The organism is Mycobacterium sp. SMC-2, from assembly GCF_025263485.1.
Taxonomy (GTDB): Bacteria; Actinomycetota; Actinomycetes; order Mycobacteriales; family Mycobacteriaceae; genus Mycobacterium.
Map to the genome: position 1 here is coordinate 1,918,209 of NZ_CP079863.1, position 24,174 is coordinate 1,942,382.

The 24,174-nt window shown below is 70.5% G+C and carries 22 protein-coding genes; 10 read left to right on the plus strand and 12 right to left on the minus strand.

Annotated elements, in window-relative coordinates; translation table 11 throughout:
• Positions 1-44: 44 nt before the first annotated feature.
• The 4 genes from ctpC to KXD96_RS09105 all read right to left on the minus strand — a co-directional run bounded on the left by ctpC (position 45) and on the right by KXD96_RS09105 (position 3,839).
• Positions 45-2,219: a manganese-exporting P-type ATPase CtpC gene (ctpC, locus tag KXD96_RS09090; RefSeq protein WP_260744260.1), complete on the minus strand. Its 2,175-nt coding sequence runs from the start codon at positions 2,217-2,219 to the stop codon at positions 45-47.
• A gap of 11 nt (positions 2,220-2,230) precedes the next feature.
• A complete protein-coding gene (locus tag KXD96_RS09095) occupies positions 2,231-2,512 on the minus strand; it encodes a DUF1490 family protein (protein WP_260744261.1) in 282 nt (93 codons plus the stop codon).
• Positions 2,513-2,640: 128 nt separating this feature from the next.
• Positions 2,641-3,390, minus strand: a complete 750-nt coding sequence (locus KXD96_RS09100; protein ID WP_260744262.1) for a transposase — start codon at positions 3,388-3,390, stop codon at positions 2,641-2,643.
• Entirely contained in the window at positions 3,327-3,839 is a 513-nt protein-coding gene (locus tag KXD96_RS09105; protein WP_260744263.1) for a transposase, read from the minus strand. The genes KXD96_RS09100 and KXD96_RS09105 overlap by 64 nt, the downstream gene beginning before the upstream one ends.
• Positions 3,840-4,123: 284 nt before the next feature.
• On the opposite strand from KXD96_RS09105, the gene KXD96_RS09110 reads away from it, so the two are divergent.
• Positions 4,124-5,629 (plus strand): HNH endonuclease signature motif containing protein, encoded by a 1,506-nt coding sequence (locus KXD96_RS09110; protein WP_260744264.1) that lies wholly within the window; start codon positions 4,124-4,126, stop codon positions 5,627-5,629.
• Positions 5,630-5,701: 72 nt separating this feature from the next.
• On the opposite strand, the gene KXD96_RS09115 is transcribed toward KXD96_RS09110, so the two are convergent.
• Together KXD96_RS09115 and KXD96_RS09120 are read right to left on the minus strand one after the other, a co-directional pair.
• Positions 5,702-6,427 (minus strand): TIGR03089 family protein, encoded by a 726-nt coding sequence (locus tag KXD96_RS09115; protein ID WP_260744265.1) that lies wholly within the window; start codon positions 6,425-6,427, stop codon positions 5,702-5,704.
• Positions 6,415-7,887, minus strand: a complete 1,473-nt coding sequence (locus KXD96_RS09120; RefSeq protein WP_260744266.1) for an LCP family protein — start codon at positions 7,885-7,887, stop codon at positions 6,415-6,417. Before KXD96_RS09120 ends, KXD96_RS09115 begins: the two co-directional genes overlap by 13 nt.
• Before the next feature lie 98 nt (positions 7,888-7,985).
• Between KXD96_RS09120 and rfbD the strand changes: the two genes are divergently transcribed.
• From rfbD to KXD96_RS09135, 3 genes are read left to right on the plus strand one after another with little or no spacing between them, the layout of a single operon-like run.
• Positions 7,986-8,879 carry a dTDP-4-dehydrorhamnose reductase gene (rfbD, locus tag KXD96_RS09125; protein WP_260744267.1) on the plus strand — a complete coding sequence of 298 codons (894 nt, stop codon included), beginning with the start codon at positions 7,986-7,988 and terminating at the stop codon, positions 8,877-8,879.
• Complete coding sequence (locus KXD96_RS09130; protein WP_260744268.1) at positions 8,872-9,765, plus strand: glycosyltransferase family 2 protein; 894 nt, start codon at positions 8,872-8,874, stop codon at positions 9,763-9,765. Before rfbD ends, KXD96_RS09130 begins: the two co-directional genes overlap by 8 nt.
• Positions 9,758-10,837, plus strand: coding sequence for an NDP-sugar synthase (locus tag KXD96_RS09135; protein ID WP_260744269.1), 1,080 nt, complete (start codon positions 9,758-9,760; stop codon positions 10,835-10,837). Before KXD96_RS09130 ends, KXD96_RS09135 begins: the two co-directional genes overlap by 8 nt.
• A 62-nt stretch (positions 10,838-10,899) precedes the next feature.
• Here the strand turns inward: KXD96_RS09135 and KXD96_RS09140 are convergent, their stop codons facing one another.
• From KXD96_RS09140 to cofD, 4 genes are read right to left on the minus strand one after another with little or no spacing between them, the layout of a single operon-like run.
• Entirely contained in the window at positions 10,900-11,439 is a 540-nt protein-coding gene (locus KXD96_RS09140; protein ID WP_260744270.1) for an NUDIX hydrolase, read from the minus strand.
• Positions 11,436-13,010 (minus strand): class I SAM-dependent methyltransferase, encoded by a 1,575-nt coding sequence (locus KXD96_RS09145; RefSeq protein ID WP_260744271.1) that lies wholly within the window; start codon positions 13,008-13,010, stop codon positions 11,436-11,438. The genes KXD96_RS09140 and KXD96_RS09145 overlap by 4 nt, the downstream gene beginning before the upstream one ends.
• Positions 13,011-13,020: 10 nt before the next feature.
• On the minus strand, positions 13,021-14,361 hold the full coding sequence (locus KXD96_RS09150; RefSeq protein ID WP_260744272.1) for a coenzyme F420-0:L-glutamate ligase: 1,341 nt from the start codon (positions 14,359-14,361) through the stop codon (positions 13,021-13,023).
• A complete protein-coding gene (cofD, locus tag KXD96_RS09155) occupies positions 14,358-15,359 on the minus strand; it encodes a 2-phospho-L-lactate transferase (RefSeq protein ID WP_260744273.1) in 1,002 nt (333 codons plus the stop codon). The genes KXD96_RS09150 and cofD overlap by 4 nt, the downstream gene beginning before the upstream one ends.
• A 352-nt stretch (positions 15,360-15,711) precedes the next feature.
• Between cofD and KXD96_RS09160 the strand changes: the two genes are divergently transcribed.
• A complete protein-coding gene (locus tag KXD96_RS09160) occupies positions 15,712-16,050 on the plus strand; it encodes a WhiB family transcriptional regulator (protein ID WP_313901656.1) in 339 nt (112 codons plus the stop codon).
• A 24-nt stretch (positions 16,051-16,074) separates the two neighbouring features.
• Here the strand turns inward: KXD96_RS09160 and KXD96_RS09165 are convergent, their stop codons facing one another.
• Complete coding sequence (locus KXD96_RS09165) at positions 16,075-16,497, minus strand: metallopeptidase family protein (protein ID WP_260745290.1); 423 nt, start codon at positions 16,495-16,497, stop codon at positions 16,075-16,077.
• A 173-nt stretch (positions 16,498-16,670) separates the two neighbouring features.
• Between KXD96_RS09165 and KXD96_RS09170 the strand changes: the two genes are divergently transcribed.
• The 4 genes from KXD96_RS09170 to manA all read left to right on the plus strand — a co-directional run bounded on the left by KXD96_RS09170 (position 16,671) and on the right by manA (position 20,960).
• Positions 16,671-17,120: a DUF3499 domain-containing protein gene (locus KXD96_RS09170; RefSeq protein WP_260744275.1), complete on the plus strand. Its 450-nt coding sequence runs from the start codon at positions 16,671-16,673 to the stop codon at positions 17,118-17,120.
• 113 nt (positions 17,121-17,233) lie between these two features.
• On the plus strand, positions 17,234-18,631 hold the full coding sequence (locus tag KXD96_RS09175) for a phosphomannomutase/phosphoglucomutase (protein ID WP_260744276.1): 1,398 nt from the start codon (positions 17,234-17,236) through the stop codon (positions 18,629-18,631).
• Complete coding sequence (locus tag KXD96_RS09180) at positions 18,628-19,725, plus strand: TobH protein (protein WP_260744277.1); 1,098 nt, start codon at positions 18,628-18,630, stop codon at positions 19,723-19,725. Before KXD96_RS09175 ends, KXD96_RS09180 begins: the two co-directional genes overlap by 4 nt.
• 8 nt (positions 19,726-19,733) lie before the next feature.
• Entirely contained in the window at positions 19,734-20,960 is a 1,227-nt protein-coding gene (gene manA / locus KXD96_RS09185) for a mannose-6-phosphate isomerase, class I (protein ID WP_260744278.1), read from the plus strand.
• Position 20,961: 1 nt separating this feature from the next.
• Here the strand turns inward: manA and KXD96_RS09190 are convergent, their stop codons facing one another.
• The gene (locus KXD96_RS09190) at positions 20,962-22,419 is read right to left on the minus strand and encodes an NAD(P)/FAD-dependent oxidoreductase (RefSeq protein ID WP_260745291.1); all 1,458 of its coding nucleotides are present in this window, start codon (positions 22,417-22,419) and stop codon (positions 20,962-20,964) included.
• A 99-nt stretch (positions 22,420-22,518) separates the two neighbouring features.
• On the opposite strand from KXD96_RS09190, the gene KXD96_RS09195 reads away from it, so the two are divergent.
• Positions 22,519-24,033 (plus strand): APC family permease, encoded by a 1,515-nt coding sequence (locus tag KXD96_RS09195; RefSeq protein WP_260744279.1) that lies wholly within the window; start codon positions 22,519-22,521, stop codon positions 24,031-24,033.
• The last annotated feature ends 141 nt before the right edge of the window (positions 24,034-24,174 follow it).

Sequence of the window (24,174 nt, forward strand, 5' to 3'; positions counted from 1 at the left end):
ATCGACAGCCCTGACGGCAATTTCGGCGCCGCGCGGGCGAGCCCCTAGCCCAGGCGGTAGCGGATCAGTCGGGAGCTGTTGGCCACCACCGCGACCGACGACGCGTTGTGCAGGATCGCGGCCAGCACGGGCGACAGCGCGCCGCCGGCCCCGATCACCAGGCCCACGGCGTTGACCGCGATCGACATGCCGTAGTTCTCCCGGATGACGTCGACGGCCCGGGCGCCCAGGTCCCGCACGTCGAGCAGCCGATGCAGGTCGTCGTTGGCCAGCGCCACGTCGGCGGTCTCGACCGCGACGTCGGTTCCGGCCAGGCCCATGGCGATCCCGATGTCGGCGGCGGCCAGCGCCGGGGCGTCGTTGATGCCGTCGCCCACCATGCCCACCACGTAGCCGTCGTCCTGCAGACCGCGCACCACCTCGAGCTTGTCCTCCGGCATCACCTCGGCGCGCCACTCGTCGATGCCCAGTTCCTCGGCGACCACCCGGGCGATGTCGGGGTGATCGCCGGTGAGCATGACGATGCGACGAATACCGTTGTCCCGCAACTGTTTCAACACCTCGGTCGCCTCGGGCCGCACCTCGTCGCGCAGGCTGATCAGCCCCACCAGCTTGCCGTCGACCGCCAGCAGCAGCGGGGTCTCGGCCTGGCGCCGCAGCCTGTCCACCCACTCGGACGCCTTCTTCGACACCCGCACCTTCTCGGCGCGCAGCAGCCCGGGGCTGCCGAGCAGCAGGGTGCGGCCGTCGGCCCAGGTGCGCATGCCCAGGCCCACCAGAACCTCGCACTCCTCGTGCGGCGGGATGGTGATCTGGCGCTCCTCGGTCGAGCGGATCACGGCCTCGGCCAACGGGTGGCGGGAGTGGATCTCCGAGCTGGCCGCATACGCCAGCACCTGCTCGGGCTCCCAATCCTTATGCAAGGCAATGATATTGGTGACCACTGGGCGGCCGACGGTCAGCGTCCCGGTCTTGTCGAACACGATCGCGTCCACCCGGCCGGCCTGTTCGAGGTGGGATCCGCCCTTGATCAGGATGCCGCGGCGGGCACCGTTGCCGATTGCCGCGCTGATCGCGGTCGGGGTGGACAGGCCCACCGCGCAGGGGCACGCGATCAACAGCATGGTCATCGCGCGCCGCACGTCGCCGGTGACCGCCAGGGTGAGGGCCGAGACGATGAACGAGGTGGGAACGAAACGGCGGGAGAAGTTTTCGCCGACCGTCTGGATGGGGGCCCGGTCGTGCTGCGCCTCCTCGACCCGGGTAATGATGCGCCCGATCGCGGTCTGGTTGCCGACGGCCTCGGCGCGCACCACCAGGCGACCGCGCACCACGACCGACCCGGCGTGCACGTGCGCGCCGACCATGACGGAAACGGGCAGGTTCTCGCCGGTGATCGCGGACTGGTTCACGATCGCCTCGCCGTCGAGCACCTCGCCGTCCACCGGTACCGCGACGTGGTCGTGGATGATCACCTCGTCGCCGATCTGCACGCTGTCGATGGGCACCTGGACCTCGGCCCCGTCGGTCAGCCGGATCCACGCCGTGTCCTGGCTCCCGCGCAACAGCTCCGAGATGGCCCGGCGAGTCCGGCGCAGGGTCAGGTCCTGCAAATACTCGCCGATGTTGAGCAGCCACAGCACCGTGAGCGCGACCACGTTCTCGCGCAGCACCAGGCTCGCCACCGTCGCCGCCGACACCAGGGCGTCGGTGCCGGCGCGGCCCGAGCGCAACGAGCGCAGCGCGCCCCGCAGGAAGGGGTAGCCGGTGAAGATGGTGATCCCGGTGGCCAGGATCCGGCCGTTCGGGCCGAGCAGCGGCGGCCGGGCGAACACGTAACGGCGCACCCCGAGCAGGGCCAGCGCCGCGCCGCCGACGACCATCCGCACCACGTCGCTGTTGCGGATCTCCGACGAATGGGGCGCGCGGGCCGGGATCAGCTCGGCGGCGACGTGCACGGCGCCGCCGATCGCCGCCAGCACCGCGGAGCGGTCGCAGCGCCGGGGCGAATACCAGACGACGACGGAGCCGGTGCGCGGGTAGGCGTGCACCACCCGCACGCCGTCCTGCTTGGCGACGGCCTCCTCGACGGCCACCGCGCGCCGGGAGTCACACCGGAGCCATTCGACGGAAACCCGCATGCGCCCGGCCGCATCCGAAACAATATGCAGCGCAGGGTCTTCCGGGAGGACTGGGTCCAGGGCGGTGGCGGGCGCCATCTGCGCGGGGATCAGTGCTCGTGCTGGTGGGCGTCGCCGATCGAGGGTGTGGGCGCCTCCTCGCCGATGCGCTCGCGGGCTTCGGCCATGACGTCGGCGAGCTTCAGCCGGGCCGACTCGGCCGCCTCTTCGGCCTTGCGGGTCCCGCGCAGCCCCAGCTCGGCGGCCGACACCGCGGTCTCGTGCAGCGGCGCCTTGCTCAGGGCTTTGCGTGCCAGCTCATAGGTGGTCACTCCGACCAATCCCGTCACCACCGTCCCTGCAGCTTTAGCCAATAGCCCGTACCCCGGCATCGCTTCAACCTTCCGTGCTGGTCGTGTGTGCGTTGTCCCGACGTTAACATCGAAATATAGCGATATCAATATGGATTGCGGGCGACCGGCGGGCTCGTCTTGATGCTCCTATTCGTGTCAAGGGTGTTTTAGGCCGCTGCTAGCCATTGGCGGTAGTTGTCGGCGAGGGTGTCGTCACGTTGGAGTCCTCGTTCTATCCGGGAGATGACCGTTGGCCAGACACCGAGGTGTTGGGCTGCGGCGGTGACCGTGATGTTCTTGGTTTGACGGGCTGGGCGCAGGTCGCTGTAGTCGTCGATGTCGCATTGCCGGGTGAGCAGCCTGAAGGTTTCGCGGGCGATGGCGCGTTTGAGCAGCCGCAGGATGTCGCGCTTGGAACGGCCGTTGGCGAGTTGGCGTGTGACGTAGTCGCGGGTGCTGGGATGGTTTGACATCCGGACCAGTGCGATGCGGTGCAGCGCTTGGTTGGCGGCTCGATCTCCGCCCCGGGAGAGTCGATGACGAGACGTCTTCCCTGAAGACGCCGGGATGGGAGCTGCGCCGCATAACATTGCGAAGGCCGCCTCGCTGCGCAGGCGGTGCGGGTTGGTGCCGGCGGTGATGATCAGCTGAGCGGCGGTATCGGGCCCAACGCCGTAGGCCGCACGCAGGCCGGGATTGATCGTGGTGATTAGTGCGTCGAGTTCGGTGGTCAGGTCTTTTTCCTGATGCTTGAGGAACTCGGTTCGTTGAGCCAGTGCTTTGCACCCGGCGAGGATGGCGGCACTGGTCGGGTCGGACTGGGTGCTGGGCCGGCAGCGGGCCAGCGCACGGGTCAGTTGAGTCGGGGTGTGACGCCGGTAGTGTTCTCGCAACTCGGCGGGGGCGGTGACGAGCAACGCTTTGATCTGGTTGATTGCGGGGTGCGCGCTTTGACGGCCCCGCGACGCGCGATCAGCAGGGCCCGCAATGCGTGGGTGTGTTCATCTTTGGGCACGGCCAATCCGTGACCGGCCAGCGCGGCCCGGGCCGCAGCGTAGGCATCCAATGGGTCGGATTTGCCTTGTCGTCGACGGGCTGCGCGGTCAGGCCGGTTGACTTCGGCGACCTCGATCCCGGCGTCCTGGAAAGCCCGAGTCAGCCCGGCGCCATAGGAGCTGGTGCCCTCGATACCTGCGATTTGCACCTGTCCGAAGCTTTGCGCCCATTTGACCGCCACGAAATAGTCGACGGGGCGCGTCCGAAACTTGGTATCGGCCAACGGTTTTCCCGTCGTATCCAAAACGGCTAGGTGGACGGTATCCAAATGGGTGTCGGCGCCGATGACGACGACGCGTGAAGCTGTCACGATGGTGGTGTCTCCTTCTGCGGGTAGCGGAATGGCGGACACCCCGGCCGGGCGGGCAGACAAGACATTGAAGAGGGAACTGCCAGGCTCCTGATTAAGTCATGTCCGCCCCGCCGGGGGCATCCTTCGGCAACCACTGACCGGTGGGACAGATCAATTCCAAGACAACCCAACAGGGCGTCAGTCAGAACGGCGAGTCACCACCGGTAGTGGCCACCGCGACCATCCTTAATCGGGTCGCCTGAACAGAATCAATGTCGTAGGGGTGTGGCATACTCGAACACATGTTCGATAAGTCACGCTCGTCGTCTGAGCTCGTCGCGCGGCTCGACAAGTGGGCCGAGGAGATGCTGGGACGGGCGCGGCAGAAGACCGCGACGGCGGAGTCGGCGGACTGGATCGAGCAGATCGGCACGGCGGTGCGTATCGAGAACCAGGCGGTGGCCGCGCAGTTCGCGGCGATCGGCGGGTTGTTCCGGTACCGGCTGGCGCAGGGTCCGGAGGCCGAGGACTGGGCCATCGACACGATGGCGGCGGTGGCCGCGGAAGTGGCCGCGCGCCTGCGGATCAGCCAAGGGCTGGCCACCGACAAAGTGCACTATGCCCGCGCGATGGATGAACGACTGCCCCACACCGCTGAGGTGTTTCTCGCCGGTGGCATCGGTTTTCAGGCGTTCAGCACGATCGTCTCGCGGACCGACCTGATCGTCGATTCCGACGCGTTGAACCGCGTCGATGAACTCATAGCCGCCAATGTGGCGCGCTGGCCGTCGCTGACGCGGGGCCGGCTGTCGGCCAAAATCGACGCCATCGTGGCCCGCGTGGACGCCGATGCCGTGCGCCGTCGCACGAAACGCCATCTCGATCGCGAGATCTGGATCGGCGTCGACGCCGACGGGATCTCCGAAATCGGCGGCAGCCTGTTCACCGTCGACGCCCACGCGCTGGACACCCGGTTGACTGCCCTGGCGGCCACGGTGTGTGAGCACGACCCCCGCACCGGGGAACAGCGCCGGGCGGATGCGCTCGGGGCGCTGGCAGCCGGCGCGGACCGGCTGGGCTGCCGCTGCGGGCGAGCTGATTGCGCCGCGGGGCGACGGCCCGCGTCCTCGCCGGTGACCATCCACGTCATCGCCTCTCAGGACACCCTCGACGGCGGACAGGCACCGGCCTGCGAGATCAATGCCGACGGGCTTATCACTCCCGAACTGATCACCGAACTCGCCAAGTCAGCCAAACTCGTCCCGCTGGTCCATCCCGGCTGCGCGCCACCCGAGCCCGGCTACACCCCGTCGAAGGCGCTGGCCGATTTCGTACGCGCCCGCGACCTGACCTGCCGGTGGCCCGGGTGCGACGTCCCGGCCGGCAACTGCCAGCTCGACCACACCATCCCCTACGCCAACGGCGGGCCCACCCACGCGGGCAACATCAAGTGTTATTGCCCGACCCATCATCTTCTGAAGACTTTTTGGGGCTGGACCGAACAGCAGCTGGCTGACGGCACGTTGATCCTGACCTCGCCGTCCGGACAGACGTACGTCACGACCCCGGGCAGCGCGCTGCTGTTCCCCAGCCTGTGCTACGCCGTGGGCGGCATGCCGGCACCGGAAGCCGACCTGCCGCAGTATTACTGCGGTCAGCGCAGCGCGATGATGCCGAAACGACGCCGCACCCGCGCCCAAAACCGCGCCCACCGCGTGGCCGCGGAACGCCGAGCCAATCGCGAGGCGCGCCTGGCCCGGGCTGGGCCCACGCCACCCGACCCCGACGACGATCCACCGCCATTCTGACGGCCGCTCGACGGTTTAGGCGGATGCGACCGCGGAGGATCGCGCTCGATTTCCGCAGTCAGGCCGCCCTGTTCAGAGCACCCGGGTGACCTTCTCCGTTTCGATCCTGCGTTCAAGCGCCGACGGGTCGGGATGGGCCACCTGCACCAGCGACGCGCCGACGGCCAGGATCGCCAGCAGGCCGTCCACCAGTTGGTCGGGATTCGACCACGCCGCGCTGGAAAGAACGCGGTCCTTCGCCGTCAATCCCCTTGCGGCGGCCGAGCTTTGGCAATCGGCGAGGACGTCGTCGACCGATCGGCCGGCCAGCGCCGGGCCGGGATGGCGCTCGGCGACGATCTGGTCGCCGTGCACCCGCACCGCGGTGGCGTAGTCGGTGACGCCGATCGGCAGGTCGGGGGCCGGGCGGCCGAAGGGGTCCAGCGACAGCACCGCGACTTCACCCCCCGATGCCGCCAAGGCGATGTCGGCCTCGTCGAGCCGGTCGGCGGTGCACAGCGCTAGGTCCGCCGGGCCCGGCTCGAGTACCGCCTCGGCGCCGATCCACCACACGCCGAACAACACGACCGCCGTCTGCCAGTGCGCCGGCAGCAGGATCGCGACCCGGCTGCCCGGGCCAGCGCCCAGCTCGTCGCGCAACAGGTTGCCGGTCTTGGCCGCCCAGTTCGCCAGCGTCGCCGCGGACAACTCGATGCGTTCCCCGGTCGCGTCGTCGTAGTAGGTGATGCGCGGGCCGACCGGGTCGGTCCGCAGCATCGGGTCGAGGATGGCGCCGGCGAGCGTGCTCAGTTGATGCACTCGGGCTTGTCGGAGCCGGCGGTCAGGATCGGCGAGGGCGCGGGGACGTTCGGGTCGGGGGCCACCGAACCGACGTTGGACACCCGGGCGGGCATTACCGTGCCGGTGCCGGACAGTCCCGAGCCGGGGCCGGTGTAGTCGTTGGCCAGCACCACCCGGACCGAGCCGGGCGCCACGGACGGATCGGCCACCACCGGCAACCCGCCCAGCTCCTTGGACACCTCCTGGGCGCCCAGGTCGTCGGCCTTGGCGGCCCGCACCTGGCTGCCCTTGACGTGGCCGCCGTCGTTGTTGCCGACGGTGCCGGCACCAAATCCCTTGGCGGTCAACACCTGTGAGACCGCTGACGCCAGCCCGTTGATGTCGGTGTCGTTGACCACGCTGGCGGTGGTCTTCGCCGGGGTGTAGGCGATCTCCTCGGTCTTGCCCTGCTCCTGCTCGTGCAGCAGCCCGCTGACCCAGTCCTGGACCTGACGCTGATCCACGCGCACGACGCTCTGCATGCCGTCGTCGCTCCAGCCGGCCCCGTCCAGCACCGGAATGGTGGCGAACGCGACGTTGCCGCCGGCCAGCTTCTGCATCTGCTGGACGAAATCCATCACGTCCCAACCCGACGAGATCACCACCGAGCGCTGCACGGCGGCCTCCAGCCGGCGCATCGTGGTGGGACTGGACAGCGTCTTGCCGGAGAGGACCCGATGGGCCAGCGACGCCATCACCACCTGCTGGCGCACCACCCGGTCCAGGTCGCCGCGCGGCAATTCGTGGCGCTGCCGGACGAAGCTGAGCGCCTCGGGCCCGTCGAGCCGTTGCGGGCCGGCCGGGAAGTCGGCACCCGAAAGCGGTTCGAACACCGGCTCTTTGAGGCAGACGTCCACGCCGCCGAGGGCGTCGGTGATCAACGAGAAGCCGAGCAGCCCGATCTCGGCGTAGTGGTCCACGGTGACGCCGGTGAGGTCGGCGACGGTCTTGATCAGGGCCTCGCGCCCGGCCTCGGTGCCCTGGGCGGCGGCGTCCTCGGCCGAATCGCCGGCCTTGACCAGGTTGGTGCGCTTGGCCTCGCGGGTCTGGCCGTAGACGCCGTTGATCTTCGTCTTACCCAGGCCCGGCGCGGCGACGTAGGAGTCGCGGGGAATCGAGATGGCGGTCGCCGACTTCCCGTTGTTGGGGATCCGGATCAGGATGATCGTGTCGGTGTTGGTCGCTTCCTCGTCGCCGGCCCGCAGGGTGGCCAGTTCCTCTTGGGACAGGGGGTTGCCGTGGGCGTCGGTGCGGCTGTCCATGCCGACCAGCAGGATGTCGATCGCGCCGTCGTCGCCGCCCTTGCCGAGCGAGGGTGCGGACATGTGAAAGATGCCGTCCTCGAAGGCTCGGACGTTGCTCCACGCGATCCCGGTGCCGACGACGACCGCGAGCGTGAGCGCAGTGGCAATCACACGAACCACACGATGCACAGACATCCCACTAGGTTACTTGCGACACAGACGCTTCGCGGGTAGCGAACCCCCGCGCGCCCCAGGCGTCACCCGAGCGTTCCGGCGCATGCCAGACTCAAACCATGTCGACCAGGATCGTGATCGCCGGTGCCGGGGGGCAGCTGGGCAGCTGTTTGCGTTCCCTGGCCGCCGGCCAGGGCCGCGACGTGCTGGCGCTGACGTCCTCGGAGTGGGACATCACCGACCCCGTCGCCGCCGAGCGGATCGTCCGGCGCGGCGACGTGGTGATCAACTGCGCGGCGTACACCGACGTCGACGGCGCCGAGAGCGACGAGGCCGGCGCCTACGCCGTCAACGCCGCCGGCCCGGAGAACATCGCCCGGGCCTGCGCGCGCGCCGGCGCCCGGCTGATCCACGTCTCCACCGACTACGTCTTTGACGGCGACTTCGACGGCGCGGCGCCCCGGCCCTACGAGCCCGACGACGAAACCGCGCCGCAGGGCGTGTACGCCCGCAGCAAGCTCGCGGGGGAGCGGGCCGTGCTGGGGGCGCTGCCCGACGCCGTGATCGTCCGGACCGCCTGGGTCTACACCGGCGCTGACGGCAAGGACTTCGTCGCCGTCATGCGCCGGCTGGCCGCCGGGGACGGTCCGGTGGACGTCGTCGACGACCAGATCGGCTCACCGACCTACGTGGGAGACCTGGCGGCCGCGCTGCTGCAGGTCGCCGACGACCGCGTGCCCGGGCCGATCCTGCACGCCGCCAACGAGGGCGCGGTGTCGCGCTTCGAGCAGGCGCGCGCGGTGTTCTCCGAATGCGGCGCCGACCCGGCGCGGGTGCGGCCGGTCGGCACCGACAAGTTTCCGCGGCCCGCGCCGCGGCCGGCCTACTCCGCACTGTCGTGCCGGAAGTCCGCCGCGGCGGGGCTGCGGCCGTTAAGGCCCTGGCGCGCTGCGCTTGTCGCGGCGCTGGCGGCATCGAGCAGTGACCGACCGTTACCCTCTACGCGTGACTGACGTTCTGCCGGTCGTGACGGTGACCTACTCACCGGGCCCACACCTCGAGCGCTTCCTGGCCTCGTTGTCGCTGGCCACCGAGCGGCCCGTGTGCGTGCTGATGGCCGACAACGGCTCCACCGACGGGACGCCGCAGGCCGCCGTCGAGCGCTATCCCAACGTGCGGTTGTTCCACACGGGGGCCAACCTCGGGTACGGCACCGCGGTCAATCGCGCGGTGGCGCAGCTGGAGTCGGACGACTGGGTGATCGTGGCCAACCCGGACGTGCAGTGGGGCCCGGGCAGCATCGACGCCCTGCTGGAGGCCGCCACCCGGTGGCCGCGCGCCGGCGCCCTCGGCCCGCTCATCCGCGACCCCGACGGCTCGGTGTACCCGTCGGCGCGCCACCTGCCCAGCCTGGTCCGGGGTGGCATGCACGCGGTGGTGGGCCCGCTATGGAAGCGCAACCCGTGGACGGCCGCCTACCGCCAGGAGCGGCTCGAGCCCACCGAACGCCCGGTGGGTTGGCTGTCCGGATCGTGCCTGCTGGTGCGCCGGTCCGCCTTCGCCCAGGTCGGCGGGTTCGACGAGCGCTACTTCATGTATATGGAAGACGTCGACCTCGGGGATCGCCTCGGCCGGGCCGGCTGGCTGAGCGTGTACGTGCCGGCCGCCGAGGTGCTGCACCACAAGGGCCACTCCACCGGGGGCGACCCGGCGAGCCACCTCGCGGCCCATCACCGGAGCACCTACCTGTTCCTGGCCGACCGGCACTCCGGTTGGTGGCGGGCGCCCCTGCGCTGGGTGCTGCGGGCCTCGCTGGCGCTGCGGTCCCGCCTGATGGTGCGCGGCGCGCTGCGCAGTCGGAGACGGAAACTGGCGGAAGGGCGGCGCACAAATGGCTAACCCGCAGGTCGATGCCGTGATCTTGGTCGGCGGCAAAGGCACCCGGCTGCGTCCGCTCACGCTGTCGGCGCCCAAGCCGATGCTGCCGACCGCCGGGCTGCCGTTTCTGACCCACCTGCTGTCCCGCATCGCCGAGGCGGGCATCGAGCACGTCATCCTGAGCACCTCGTATCAGGCCTCGGTGTTCGAGGCGGAGTTCGGCGACGGGTCCAAGCTGGGCCTGCAGATCGAGTACGTCACCGAGGACAGCCCCCTGGGAACCGGCGGCGGCATCGCCAACGTCGCCGGGCACCTGCGCCACGACACCGTGATGGTGTTCAACGGTGACGTGCTGTCCGGTTCCGACCTCGGCCAGATGATCGAGTTTCACCGGGCGCAGCACTCCGACGTCACCCTGCACCTGGTGCGGGTCGGCGACCCGCGGGCCTTCGGCTGCGTGACGACCGACGCGGACGGCCGGGTCACCGCCTTCTTGGAGAAGACGCAGGACCCGCCGACCGACCAGATCAACGCGGGCACGTACATCTTCAAACGCGCCATCATCGACCGGATTCCGCTCGGCCGGGAGGTGTCGGTGGAGCGCGAGGTGTTCCCGGCCCTGCTCGCCGACCCCGACGTCAGGGTCTGCGGCTACGTCGACTCCAGCTACTGGCGCGACATGGGCACGCCGGAGGACTTCGTCCGGGGCTCGGCGGATCTGGTGCGCGGGATCGCCCCCTCCCCGGCCCTGCGCGGTCACCGCGGCGAGCAGCTGGTGCACGACGGCGCGGCGGTGTCGCCGGGCGCGGTGCTGATCGGCGGCACCGTCGTCGGGCGGGGTGCCGAGATCGGCCCCGGCGTCCGGCTGGACGGCGCGGTGATCTTCGACGGCGTCAAGGTCGAGGCCGGCAGCGTGATCGAGCGCTCCATCATCGGCTTCGGCGCGCGCATCGGCCCGCGGGCGCTGATCCGCGACGGCGTGATCGGCGACGGCGCCGACATCGGAGCGCGCTGCGAGTTGCTGCGCGGCGCCCGGGTCTGGCCCGGCGTTTCGATTCCCGACGGCGGGATCCGCTACTCGTCCGACGTCTGAGGCCCGCTATCGCGCCGAGCGTGACGCTACCGTCACGCTCGAGCCCGAGCGTGACGTTGCCGTCACGCTCGACCGGTGGCCCGCGAGACCAGATACGCCAGCGCGCGGTCGGTGCCGGGTGGCAACGCGTCGGCGGGCCACCACCGCAGGTCCTCCGATTCGTCGCTGATCGCGATCTGCGCGCCGGCCGGCGCGTGCGCCACGAACTGCAGATCCAGGTGCCGGGTGGGCATGCCCAGCGAGCAGGTGAGCGGGTGGACGTGCACGGCGGCCAGCCGGGGCTCGATGCGCAAACCGGCGACGCCGGACTCCTCGGTGGCCTCGCGCAGCGCGGCGGCGACGATGTCGTCGTCGTCATCGTCGCAGTGGCCGCCCAGTTGCACCCAGCGGCCCAGGCGGCGGTGCAGAGTCAACAGCACCTGGCCGCCGGTGTGGTCGAGCACCAGCGCCGAGGCGGTGACATGGCCGGGCACGCACGCGCGGCGGCACGCGTCCGGGCGGGCGAGCACGAAGGCCAGGACCGCGTGCCGCAACGAATCCTGCGCGGCGTCGGGGGGCCGCCAGTCGGACAGCAGTGAGATCGCCGACTCCCGGACGCTCACCGCGAACCCCGCCGCTTCCGGCGGTCGCGCAGCGAGACCCAGGCCGCGCGGCACCGCGCCACCACCTCGGTCTGCAGCCCCAGCCCGTCGATCAGCACATGGCGGTCGACGAGGTCGAGCGCCTTCTCGATCTCGTCGGCCTTCAACAGCAGGTCCACGTCACAGGCGAGCTCGGGGCCGGCCAACGCCGGGGGCGGAATCGGCAGCTGCTCGGCCTCGCGGGGTTCGAGCTCCAAGATGCCCCCGCCGTAGCTGCGCCCGAGGATCTCGGCGAAGGCGAACGTCACGCTGTTGTGGAACGCCGCGGCCAGCGCGGCCGCGTCGACACCCGCGGCGAGCCGGACCCGGTGCACGGTGTCGGTGCTCGTCGCGGCCGCGGCGTTGACGGTCAGCCGCGGAGCCAGGTGGATCTGGCGCAGCATGAACAGGTCCGGGATCCACAGCGACGGCGTGGTCCACCACGGCGTGCGGATCGAGCACTTGTAGCCGCGGTCCACGCCGGCCGCCTCACCGGCGTGGATGTGTGCGGCCAGGGCGGGATCCACGGGGTCGCGCGGCGCGTCGAGCAGCCAGCCGCGGTGCCCGGCGGCGACATCGGTTGCCCGGCAGTCGGTGTCGTAGACCAATCCGGACAGCTGCGCGCCGCGCGAGACGAGCGGGACGCAGTGGGGCAGCAGCCCGAGTTCGCGGGCCTGCGCGTCGGTGAACGTGAAGAAGCTGTTGCGGCCCGTCACGATGCCCACGTCCACCCCGGCGACCGACCCGAGGCGGGTCATGGCCGTCGACCCCTTGAGCGTTCGCAGCTGCCGGATCGCGGCCGGGTCCAGAAAGTACTTGGTCCACTTCTCGTCCTCGTGCAGCAGCGCGGGTGCCCCTTCGACGTCCAGGTCCGCGTGGGCGAGCCCGTCGGCGTCGGTGAGGTGGACCGTGCGGATCCGGGCGGGCCCGGCGCCGGCGACCCCGCAGAACAACACGACCTCCTGCAGGATGCCGTCGAACACCAACCGCTCGAACGTCACCAGGACGATGTCGGTGAACCGGGTCAGCAGGAACTCGCGCAGCTGCGCGGCGTAGCCGACCTGAAGCAACTCGGCGGGAAGCACCAGGCCCACCCGCCCGCCGTCGCGCACCAGGATCGAGCTCGCCACCACGAAGGGGACCCAAGCGTTGGTCAGGCGGCTGGGCCGCAGGCCCGCGCGGTTCATCAGCTCCAGCGCGGGGTCGCGCTGCTCGGGCGCCCAGTTGCCGAACCGGATGTAGGGCGGGTTCCCGGCTACCCCGTCCCACCCGCCGGGCTCGGTGCTGGCGAGCCAGGTGAACAGGTTGGCTGCGTCGACGGGCGCGAATTCCCGTGCCTTGACGGCCTCCTCGGCGACGAGCTCGACGCCGTGGGGCCGCCCGCCGAGGGCGGCCAGCTCGCGCAGGATCGCGCCGGCACCGCAGGAGGGTTCCAGGACGCGCGGTCCGGCCTCGCGGACCCAGCGGGCCAGGAAGCGGGCCACGGGCGCGGGCGTGTAGTAGCCGCCGCGAGCCTTGTCGGCGGACGCCGGCGCCTTGCCCGCGAATCTCATCGGCCCAGTATCACTTGCGGATCAACAAATCCCCGGTGTCCGCCGCGCCGCGCGGGCCGGCGGGTTCTTCGGGGTGGCCGATCGCGATGGCGCCCAACGGCTCCCAATCGGTGGGCAATTCGAGCTCGGCGCGCACCAGGTCGGCGGCGAATATCGTCGAGCCGATCCAGCAGCTGCCCACCCCCCGCACGGCCAGCGCGACCAGCAGGGCCTGCACGGCCGCCCCGACCGCGACGGTGAACATGGTGTGCTCGGCGTCGGCGCGGGCGGCGTCGGGATACGTGTGCGCGCCGTCGGGGACCAGCATGGGGACGACGACCTCGGGTGCGTCGTAAAGGATCTGACCGCGCGCCACCCGCCGCTCCACCGAGTCGGCGGGACGGCCGTCGCCGGCGAGGTCGGACCGCCACTTGTCTTTCATGCGGTCCAGCAACCGCATTCGGACGTCGCGTGTCTGCAGCCAGACGAACCGGACCGGGCGGGTGTGGTGCGGGGCCGGCGCGGTGAGGGCCTCGGCGACGGCGGCCTCGATCAGCTCCGGCGCGACGGGCTCGGCGCTGAAGCGGCGCACCGATCGGCGCAAGAGCTGGGCCTGGCGGCGACCCATCTCGAGGGCCTCGGCGGTGCCGAGCCAGAACAGGTCCTCCTCGCCGGGCCGCAACAGCTGCCGGGCCGTCGAGCCGTCGTCGGGCACCGCAAGGCCGCGCACCACTGCCACCGGCACGGCGGTCAGCTTGCCCTTCACCAGGTCGGCCGCCGCCGCGACCTCGTCGGCGACCGCGATCTCGGTGACCACCAGTTCGTTGCCGTGGCGGTCGACGGTTCCCGAATAGCCGTGCAGCACAGCCAGACCGGCCGAGCCCACCGCCGCGTCGATCTGGCCGTTGCGCCAGGCGCGGCCCATCGTGTCGGTGATGACCACGGCGACGTCGACGCCGAGCCGCTCGGCCAGCCCGGCGCGCAGCGCCGCGGCGCTGCCGTCCGGGTCGAGGGGCAGCAGCGCCAGTTCGTCGGGGCCCACGTTGGATCCGTCCACGCCCGCGGCGGCCTGAATGAGGCCGATGCGGTTCTCGGTGATCAGCGTGCGGCCCTTGCGCGCCAGCACCCGCACCGCCTCGTCCTCGACCAGCTTGCGCCGGAGTTGGTCGCGCTCCTCGGCGTCGCGCGGCGCGGGCACCAGCCGGCCCTCGCACTTGGACACCACCTTGCTGGTCACCACCACGACGTCGCGGTCGCGCAGCCAGGGTGCGGCCGCGGCCAGCGCCGCGCCGAGGTCGTCGCCGGGCCGGAATTCGGGAAGCCCGGCGACGGGCAGGATCTCGATCGCCGCGCCGGTGCCGTGTTCGGTCACGGGGTGACGCCCGCAAGGTCGAGCCCGGCGCGCACCATCTCGGCCGTCGCCTTCGGGTCGGTCATCAACAGCGGCACGGCGGTCACCGCAACGCCGTCGATGTCGGCGTGATCGCCCTCGTGCACCAGCCAGCAATCCAGTATCCCGGTGCCGCGGCGCGCCCCGTAGTGCCGGCCGACCGCCTCCGCGGTGGATTGGACCCCGATGACCTTCAGGCACGCATCGGCCATGCCGCGCAATGGTTTTCCGCCGATGATCGGCGAGTAGCCGACGATCGGGGCGGTCGCCGAGCGCAACGCGGCGCGAATCCCGGGGACGGCCAGGATGGCGCCGACGCTCACCACCGGGTTGGACGGCGCCAGCAGGATGACGTCGGCGTCGGCGATGGCCGCCACAGCTTCAGTTGTGGCGGTGGCCTTTTCGGCGCCGACGAAGGCGAAGCTGTGGGTGGGCACGCCGGCCCGGTAGCGCACCCACCACTCCTGGAAGTGGATTGCCCGGCGGGTGCCGTTCTCCGGATCGGTGATCACCACGTGCGTCTCGCAGCGGTCGTCGCTCGCCGGCAGCAATCGGGCGCCGGGTTGCCAGCGGTCGCACAGCGCGGTGGTGATCTGCGACAGCGGGTAGCCGGCGCCCAGCATCTGGGTGCGCACCAGGTGAGTGGCGATGTCCCGGTCGCCGAGGCCGAACCAGTCCGGCTGCACACCGTAGCGCGCCAATTCCTCTTTGGCGTGCCAGGTTTCGTCGCGGTGACCCCACCCGCGCTCCGGGTCTACGCCTCCACCTAAGGTGTACATGCAGGTGTCCAAATCCGGGCAGATCCGCAGTCCGTGAATCCAAGCGTCGTCGCCGATGTTGACGATTGCGCTAAGTTCGTGGTTGCCGGCTCCCGCGTCTGGGTGCTGTTGCGTTTCGAACTGACCCAGCCCGAGCAGCTGTTGAACACCCAGCAGGAAGCGGGCGCCGCCAACCCCACCCACCAGAACGGTGACCTTCACGTGGACGACAGTACTGCCCGGCAACCGTTCGGTGTCGGGCCCGTGACGCGGCTATTAAGCCTAGTCGTGGGCGGTGTGACCGACACGCCGAACGCACAAAACAACGGAAACGCCGTAATTCGGTCACGAGATGGTATGGAAATGCGCCGTAAAGCTTGACCCGGCAGAATAACCCGTGTCTAATCACAACAGTGTCATTTCCCGGTTGGCCGGCCGGTTCCGGTGTCGCAGACCGAGATTCGCTCACTTGTTCGAATTGTCTGTACACATCAGAAAAGTGGGAACCACTCACTCTCTCAATGAAACTGAGGAGGCGGACGACCGTATGTCTTACGAACATCTTCGAGGAGTCATGGCGAGCACGCCGCACACCCCTATTGGCTCAGCGCCGGTCCGACCGGCCCGGCCGCACTTGACCGTGGTTCCTGATGCGCCAGTCGCATTCGAGCCCGAGCCGATGCAGCTGCCCATCGCGGACCAGTGGCAGGACCGCGCGCTCTGCGCCCAGACCGACCCGGAGGCGTTCTTCCCGGAGAAGGGCGGCTCCACCCGGGAGGCCAAGAAGATCTGCCTGGGGTGCGAGGTACGTCATGAGTGCCTGGAGTACGCCTTAGAGCACGACGAGCGCTTCGGCATTTGGGGCGGTCTCTCCGAGCGCGAGCGCCGCCGCCTCAAGCGCGGCATCATCTGACGCGAAGGCGCCTACGCGTCGGTGTCATTCGTCGTCGATCGTCGGGTCGATGACCGACGGTTCCACATCGAGGTAGATCGCCACCTGGGCCACCAGTATTTCGTGCAGTAAATCACCGAGCTCGACGGTGTCCTTGGCCCGTCGCTCAATCGGCTTGCGGAACAAGAGAATTCGCGCCCGCGTGGCGTTTCCGCGGACGTCGACGCCGGCCGGGATCAATCGCGCCAGCGGGATCGGCCCGTCGGCGATGACCTCGGGCGGCCACTGCACGCTGTCGGGATCCTTGGCCGCGATACGGGGGATCTCGTCGACCGCCACGTCGAGTTCGGCGAGGCGGGCCTGCCACTGCCGCTCGATGGGTTCGTAGGCCTCCAGCACCGCCATGTCGAACCGCTCGGCCCGGCTGCGCCACCCGGGCACCGTCGGGGGCAGCAGCGGACCGCGCATATCGCGGCCGCGCCGGGAGGACCGGTGGGATGCGAACCGGCCCTGGGACCGATCCCTCCGCGGGGAGCTGCGCGAATCGCCCACGCGCCGATGGTAACGGTTGAACATCGGGGGGCGAGCGGTTGCGCGTGTCCGGCGCTTCACCGGCGTTTGCGCACGATAGCCTTTCGCTCGTGAACGTTCCCCGTCGCTGCTGCCGGCCCGGGTGTCCGCATTACGCCGTGGCGACCTTGACGTTCGTCTACTCGGACTCGACGGCCGTGGTGGGGCCACTCGCGACCGCGCGGGAACCGCATTCGTGGGACCTGTGCGTCGGCCACGCCGGCCGGATCACCGCACCCCGCGGGTGGGATCTCGTGCGCCACGCCGGTCCGCTGAATTTCGAGCCCACCCATCCCGACGAGGACGACCTGGTCGCCCTGGCCGACGCGGTGCGCGAGGGCGGCCCCGGCGAGCGCGCCGTGCCCCATGGCGCAACCGGCGCGCCGCTCAACGGGTTCGTCGACCCGCACCTGCATCACGGCGGGGCCACCGCGCCCAGCAGCAGTGTGCTCGCGCCGCCCGAACAGCGTTCCGGCCGGCGCCGCGGGCATCTGCGGGTGTTGCCCGACCCCAGTGACTAGCCGTTCCGGCGCCGTGCGCAATCCCGCGCACCGTCTGCGGTCCGGTGTTTCCCGGGGGCCGATAGGCTGACGGCCAAGAGGCGAAGGAATCGATGGCGTCAGGAGGCCCCCGCATGTCTCGGCTCGCCGCGACTGTGCACCGTGTCGTCAAGGCTTACGACGTGCGAGGGCTGGTCGGTGAAGAGCTCGACGAGCCGCTGGTCACCGCCCTTGGGGCGGCGTTCGCCACGCTGATGCGCGGCGAGGGCGCCCGGCAGGCGGTGATCGGTCACGACATGCGCGACAGTTCGCCCACGCTGGCCGCGGCCTTCGCCTCCGGCGTGACGGGCCAGGGCCTCGACGTCGTGCGCATCGGCCTGGCCTCCACCGACCAGCTCTACTTCGCCTCCGGGTTGCTGGACTGCCCCGGCGCGATGTTCACCGCGAGCCACAACCCGGCCGCCTACAACGGCATCAAGCTGTGCCGGGCGGCCGCCAAGCCGGTCGGCGCCGACAGCGGCCTGCGCACCATCGGCGAGCAGGTGATCGCCGGGGTCGAGCGCTACGACGGACGACCCGGAACCGTCACCGACCGCGACGTGCTGGACGACTACGGGACCTTCCTGCGTTCGCTGGTGGACACCTCGGGGCTGCGGCCCCTGCGGGTGGCGGTGGACGCCGGCAACGGCATGGCCGGTCTGACCGCGCCCGCGGTGCTCGGCGCGATCGACTCGATCACGTTGCTGCCGTTGTACTTCGAGCTCGACGGCTCGTTCCCCAACCACGAGGCCAACCCGCTGGATCCGGCCAACCTGGCCGACCTGCAGGCCTACGTGCGCGACACCGGCGCCGACATCGGGCTGGCCTTCGACGGGGACGCCGACCGCTGCTTCGTCGTCGACGAGCGCGGCCGGCCGGTGTCGCCCTCGACGGTGACCAGCCTGGTGGCCGCGCGCGAGCTCGGCCGCGAGATCGGCGCCACGATCATCCACAACGTGATCACCTCCCGGGCGGTGCCCGAGCTGGTCACCGAGCGCGGCGGCACACCGCTGCGCTCCCGCGTCGGGCACTCCTATATCAAGGCGATGATGGCCGAAACCGGCGCCATCTTCGGCGGCGAACACTCGGCGCACTATTACTTCCGTGACTTCTGGGGCGCGGACTCCGGGATGCTGGCGGCGCTGTACGTGCTGGCCGCCCTCGGCGAGCAGGACCGGCCGTTGTCGGAGTTGACCGCCGACTATCAGCGCTACGAATCGTCCGGCGAGATCAACTTCACGGTGGCGGACGCGTCGCTGTGCACGGAGGCGGTGCTGAAGTCCTTCGGCGGCCGGATCCACTCCATCGACCACCTCGACGGGGTGACCGTCGACCTGGGCGACGGCAGCTGGTTCAACCTGCGCAGCTCCAACACCGAGCCGTTGCTGCGGCTCAACGTGGAGGCGCGCAGCGCCGAGGAAGTCGACGCGGTGGTCGCCCAGATCAGCGCGGAGATCCGCGCCCAGTCCGCGCCCGCAGGGGCCGCGCCGTGAGCGCCGTCGGGGCGATCGATTTCGAGGACGCCGAGGGTCTGCTCGCCGCCGACCGGGACGGCCTGTTGCGCTCGGCGTCGTCGGCCGGCGCGCAGGTGCGCGCAGTCGCCGCCGCGATCGACGAGGGGGCACTGGATCCGCTGCGGGCCGAGGACCGGCCGCGCAGCCTGATCTGGGTCGCGGGCCGCGGGACCGCCGAAACCGCGGGCGCCATGGTGGCCGGCACGGTGGGCGGTGCGGCTTCCGAGCCGATCGCGCTGACCGCCGAGGTTCCGCCGTGGATCGGGCCGCTCGACGTGCTGGTCGTCGCGGGTGACGATCCCGGCGACCCCGCGCTGGTCACGGCGGCCTCGACCGGGGTGCGGCGCGGGGCGCGGGTCGTCGTCGTCGCCCCGTACGAGGGCCCGCTGCGGGACTCCACGGCCGGCCGGGCGGCGGTGCTGGCGCCGCGGCTTGCGATCCCCGACGAGTTCGGGTTGTGCCGGTACCTGGCCGCCGGCCTGGCCGTCGTGCAAGCGGTGGACCAGCGAGCGAGCATCGATCTGCGGGCGCTGGCCGACCAGCTGGACGCCGAGGCGCTGCGCAACAGCGCGGGCCGCGAGCTGTTCACCAACCCGGCCAAGACGATCGCCGCGCGCATGGCCGACCGTCAGGTGGCGCTGGCGGGTGACTGCGCCGCGACGCTGGCGCTGGCCCGGCACGGCAGTTCGGTACTGCTGCGGACCGCGCACGAGGTGGTTGCCGCCACCGGACTGTCGGACGCGGTCGTCGCGCTGCGCGCCGGGGCGTCCGGCGGCCTCCGCTCCGCCGACGCGCTCTTTCACGACGAACAGATCGACGGGCCGCTGCCGCGGCGGCTGTTGGTGCTGGCGCTCACCCTGTCTTCCGAACAGTCGGTGGTGGCCGCCCGCACCGCCGGGCTCGACGACGTGTACCTGCTCGCCGCCGAAGACGTGCCCGACGGACCCGGCGGCTCGGCCGGCTCGACGGTTGCGCCGGCGTTGGGTGGCGCGATCAGCGCCGAGGAGCAGCTGGCAGTATTGGCCGTTCGACTGGAGATGGCCGCGGTTTACGCGCGCCTGGCGCGGGGATAGATAGAACAGTGGAACTGCTTCGCGGAGCCTTGCGGACTTACGCCTGGGGATCGCGCACCGCCATAGCCGAATTCACCGGGCGGTCGGTCCCGGCCGCCCATCCGGAGGCCGAGCTCTGGTTCGGCGCGCATCCGGCCGACCCGGCCTGGCTGGAAACGGACGCCGGCGAGATCTCGCTGCTCGACGCGCTGGTCGCCGACCCGGAGGGCCAGCTCGGCCCCGGGGTGCGCGCCCGGTTCGGTGACGTGGTGCCGTTTTTGGTCAAGGTCCTCGCGGCCGACGAACCGCTGTCCCTGCAGGCGCATCCGAGCGCGGTGCAGGCGGCCGAGGGGTACCTGCGTGAGGAGCGGCTGGGCATTCCGCTGCACTCCCCGGTGCGCAACTATCGCGACACCTCGCACAAACCCGAATTGCTGGTGGCGCTGCAGCCGTTCGAGGCGCTGGCCGGATTCCGTCCCGTCGCTCGCACCGTCGAGCTGCTGCGGGCCCTGGCCGTCACCGACCTCGACCCATACATCGATTTGCTCAACGACCAGTCCGACGCCGACGGCCTGCGGGCGCTGTTCACCACCTGGATCACCGCGCCGCAGCCCGACATCGACGTGCTGGTGCCCGCCGTGCTGGACGGGGCCATCCAGTACATCAGCTCGGGGGCAACGGAATTCGCCGGCGAAGTCAAGACGGTGCTGGAGCTCGGGGAACGCTATCCCGGCGACGCCGGGGTGCTGGCGGCGCTGCTGCTGAACCGCATCACCCTGGCCCCGGGGGAGGGGATCTTCGTGTCCGCCGGCAGCCTGCACACCTACCTGCGGGGTTTCGCGGTGGAGGTGATGGCCAACTCGGACAACGTGTTACGCGGCGGCCTGACCCCCAAGCACGTCGACGTCCCCGAGCTGCTGCGCGTGCTCGACTTCACCCCGACCACCGAGGCGCAGGTGCGGCCCCGCGTCCACCGTGAGGGCTTCGGCCTGATCTATGAGACCCCCGCCGAGGAGTTCGCGGTCGCGCTCCTGGAGCTCGACGGCGAGTATCTGGGCCACGAGGTCGACGCCTCGTGCAGTCACGAGGGCCCGCAGATCCTGCTGTGCGCCGAGGGTTGCACGACGGTGCACGGCAAGTCGGGTTCGCTGATGCTGCACCGCGGGATGGCCGCGTGGGTGGCGGCCGACGACGCGCCGATCCGGCTGGTCGCGCGCGAGCCCACCAAGCTGTTCAGGGCGACCGTAGGGCTGTGAGCTAGTCCTGAGGGTGGCGACCCGTCCCCCGCAAGCGGGTGGGGGTACCTCCCTCTGGGGGCGTGCCCCCATCGCCCGGCGCTGCCGCGCTCGCGACCGCCACGCGCCGCTGTCTGGACGCCTGACGGCGCTCGCCCAGCCACAGCCGCAGGTTGTGCGCGATGGTCCGGCCGATGAGGCGCGGCGGCGGAATCATGTAGAGGCTGTCGAGCAGCGAGAACCGGCGCAAAAACCACTCCGCCAGAACGGGATCCGTCTCGGCGGCCCCCAGGAATTGGTCGAACAGCGCACCGGACGGCCGCCACCACCACGGGATGGGTCCCTTGGTGCCGGCGTGGTGGAAGGTGACGTCGCCGATGGCGTTCATGATCCAGACGGGGTAGGTGGTCTTGGCGGTGGCCCGGCTCAGTTCGGCGGCCAGCCGGTCGTCGGGGGAGGCCAGCGCGCGCCGCAGGTGGCCGGCCTGCAGGGACGTCATCGTCATGCCCTGCCCGAAGGTCGGGTTGAAGCTGGCGACGGCGTCGCCGAGGGGGATGATGCCGGCCGGGAAGCGGTCCAGCTTGTCGTAGCGGCGCCAGCGGCTGGCCGGAAAGGCGTGGAACGCCGGGTCGCCCAGGGGTTCGGCCTGCGCCAGGGCGGTGTTGATGTGGGCCGGGAGCAGTTCCTCGGCGAGGGCCAGCATCTCGGGGAAGGTCCGCGGCGGTTTGGCGTTGGCCACCCCGAAGGTGGTCAGGACCCAGCTCCCGTCCTCGTAACAGAGCATGCCCAGCCCGAGCGACTTGTCGTGGGAGGCGCCGGCGACTACCACCTTTTCCGCGATCAAGCCCTCGGGGATGCGGAACTGCTGGGTGGCGTAGTTGATGCCGATGTCCACGACGTCCTCGACCGGGCGGTCGAACCCCCATTGGTCCAACCACACCGGCAGCCGGGTGCCCCGGCCCGCCGCGTCGACGACCAGATCCGCGCGGACGAATTCGGGCTCCCCCTCCTCGCCGTCGGCGGGATCCAGCAGCACCCCGGTGACCCGCTGCCGCGCGTGGTCGAACCGCGGTTCGGCCACGGAGCGCCGCACCATCGTGACGTTGTCCGTGTCCCGTACCCGTTTGCGCAACTGCCACTCCAGATGGGGGCGGCTGGGGACGTACGCGGTGAATTCGTCGCGCAGGGTGTGCCCCGTCCCGAGCACGTGGCCGGCGGCGCCGAGGTGGATGCAATCGGGCCGGTTCTCCAGCATGGGCACGCCCGCGGCCACCATCTCCTGCAGCAGTCCGGGGAACAGGCTCTCGAACTCCATTGCGCCACGGGCCATCAGCATGTGCAGGTGCCGGTCCTGCGGAACCGTCGCGCGGTTCGACGGTGTCCTCGGCAACTCGTCGCGCTCGTAGACCGTGACCCGGGAATAGGCGTCCGAGAGCACCTGCGCGGCGCACAAACCGGCGATGCTGCCGCCGATGACCACCGCATGGTCCCTGGTGTTTGCTTTGCTGTCCGCCATCTCGGCAGAGTACCCGCTACTGTGACGGACCAATGGGTCCCGGTTGATGGGGAAGGGCGACGGATGGCCAATCGATGGCGCACGAAGTCGGTCGAACAATCGATCGCCGACACCGACGAGCCAGACACCCGGTTACGCAAGGAACTGACCTGGTGGGACCTGGTCGTGTTCGGGGTCGCGGTGGTGATCGGGGCCGGTATCTTCACCGTCACCGCGTCGACAGCCGGTGACATCACCGGCCCGGCGATCTGGATCTCGTTCGTGATCGCGGCCGTCACCTGCGCGCTGGCGGCGCTGTGTTACGCCGAGTTCGCCTCGACGCTGCCGGTCGCCGGCAGCGCCTACACGTTCTCGTATGCCACCTTCGGCGAGTTCCTGGCCTGGATCATCGGCTGGAACCTGTTGCTGGAACTGGCGATCGGCGCGGCGGTGGTGGCCAAAGGCTGGTCGAGCTACCTGGGCAACGTCTTCGGGTTTGCCGGTGGCACAACGCAATTCGAGTCGATCAACCTGGACTGGGGCGCGCTGCTGATCGTCGGCGGAGTCGCGACCCTGGTCGCCCTGGGCACCAAGCTGTCGTCGAGGTTCTCCGCGGTGATCACCGGCATCAAGGTGTCGGTGGTGCTGTTGGTCGTCGTCGTCGGAGCGTTCTACATCAAGGCCTCGAACTATTCGCCCTTTATCCCCAAGCCCGAAGCCGGGCACGAGGCGTCGGGCGTCAACCAGTCGGTGCTGTCGTTGCTGACCGGGGCGCACAGCAGCCACTACGGCTGGTACGGCGTGCTGGCGGGCGCATCGATCGTGTTCTTCGCGTTCATCGGGTTCGACATCGTCGCCACCATGGCCGAGGAGACCAAGCGGCCCCAGCGGGACGTCCCGCGGGGAATCCTGGCGTCGCTGGCGATCGTGACCGTGCTCTACGTGGCGGTTTCGGTGGTGCTGTCCGGGATGGTGCCCTACACCCAGCTCAAGACCGCCCCCGGCCACAAGCCCGCGAACCTGGCCACGGCGTTCACGGCCAACGGGATCCACTGGGCCAGCAAGATCATCGCCATCGGGGCCCTGGCCGGATTGACCACCGTGGTGATGGTGCTGATGCTCGGCCAGTGCCGCGTCCTGTTCGCGATGGCGCGCGACGGACTGTTGCCGCGGCAGCTGGCGAAGACCGGCTCGCGCGGCACCCCGGTCCGGATCACCGTACTGGTCGCGCTGGTGGTGGCCGTGACGGCGTCGGTGTTCCCGATCGCCAAGCTCGAGGAGATGGTCAACGTCGGCACGCTGTTCGCGTTCGTCCTGGTGTCGGCCGGCGTCATGGTCCTGCGAAGGACCCGGCCGGACCTGGAGCGGGGATTCCGGGCGCCGTGGGTGCCGGCCCTGCCGATCGCGTCGATCTGCGCGTGTGTGTGGCTGATGGTCAACCTGACCGCGCTGACCTGGGTTCGGTTCGGTGTCTGGCTGGCCGCGGGCACCGCGATCTACGTCGGCTACGGATACCGGCACTCCGTGCAGGGCCGCCGCGAGGCGGACGGCCATCCCGGTAAAGAACCCGACCCCGATCCGACTTCCGCGGCGGCATAGGCCGCCCCGTTCGCAAAAGTCCGGGGGGCGTCGACTGTGCGCGCTGGGCTTGCGTGTGCGCTCGCGGCTTTCGCCGTGAATCCTCGGCGGGAAACGGGCCGGATCCGCGCCCTGACTGCGCATCCAACGCCGTACGCGCAC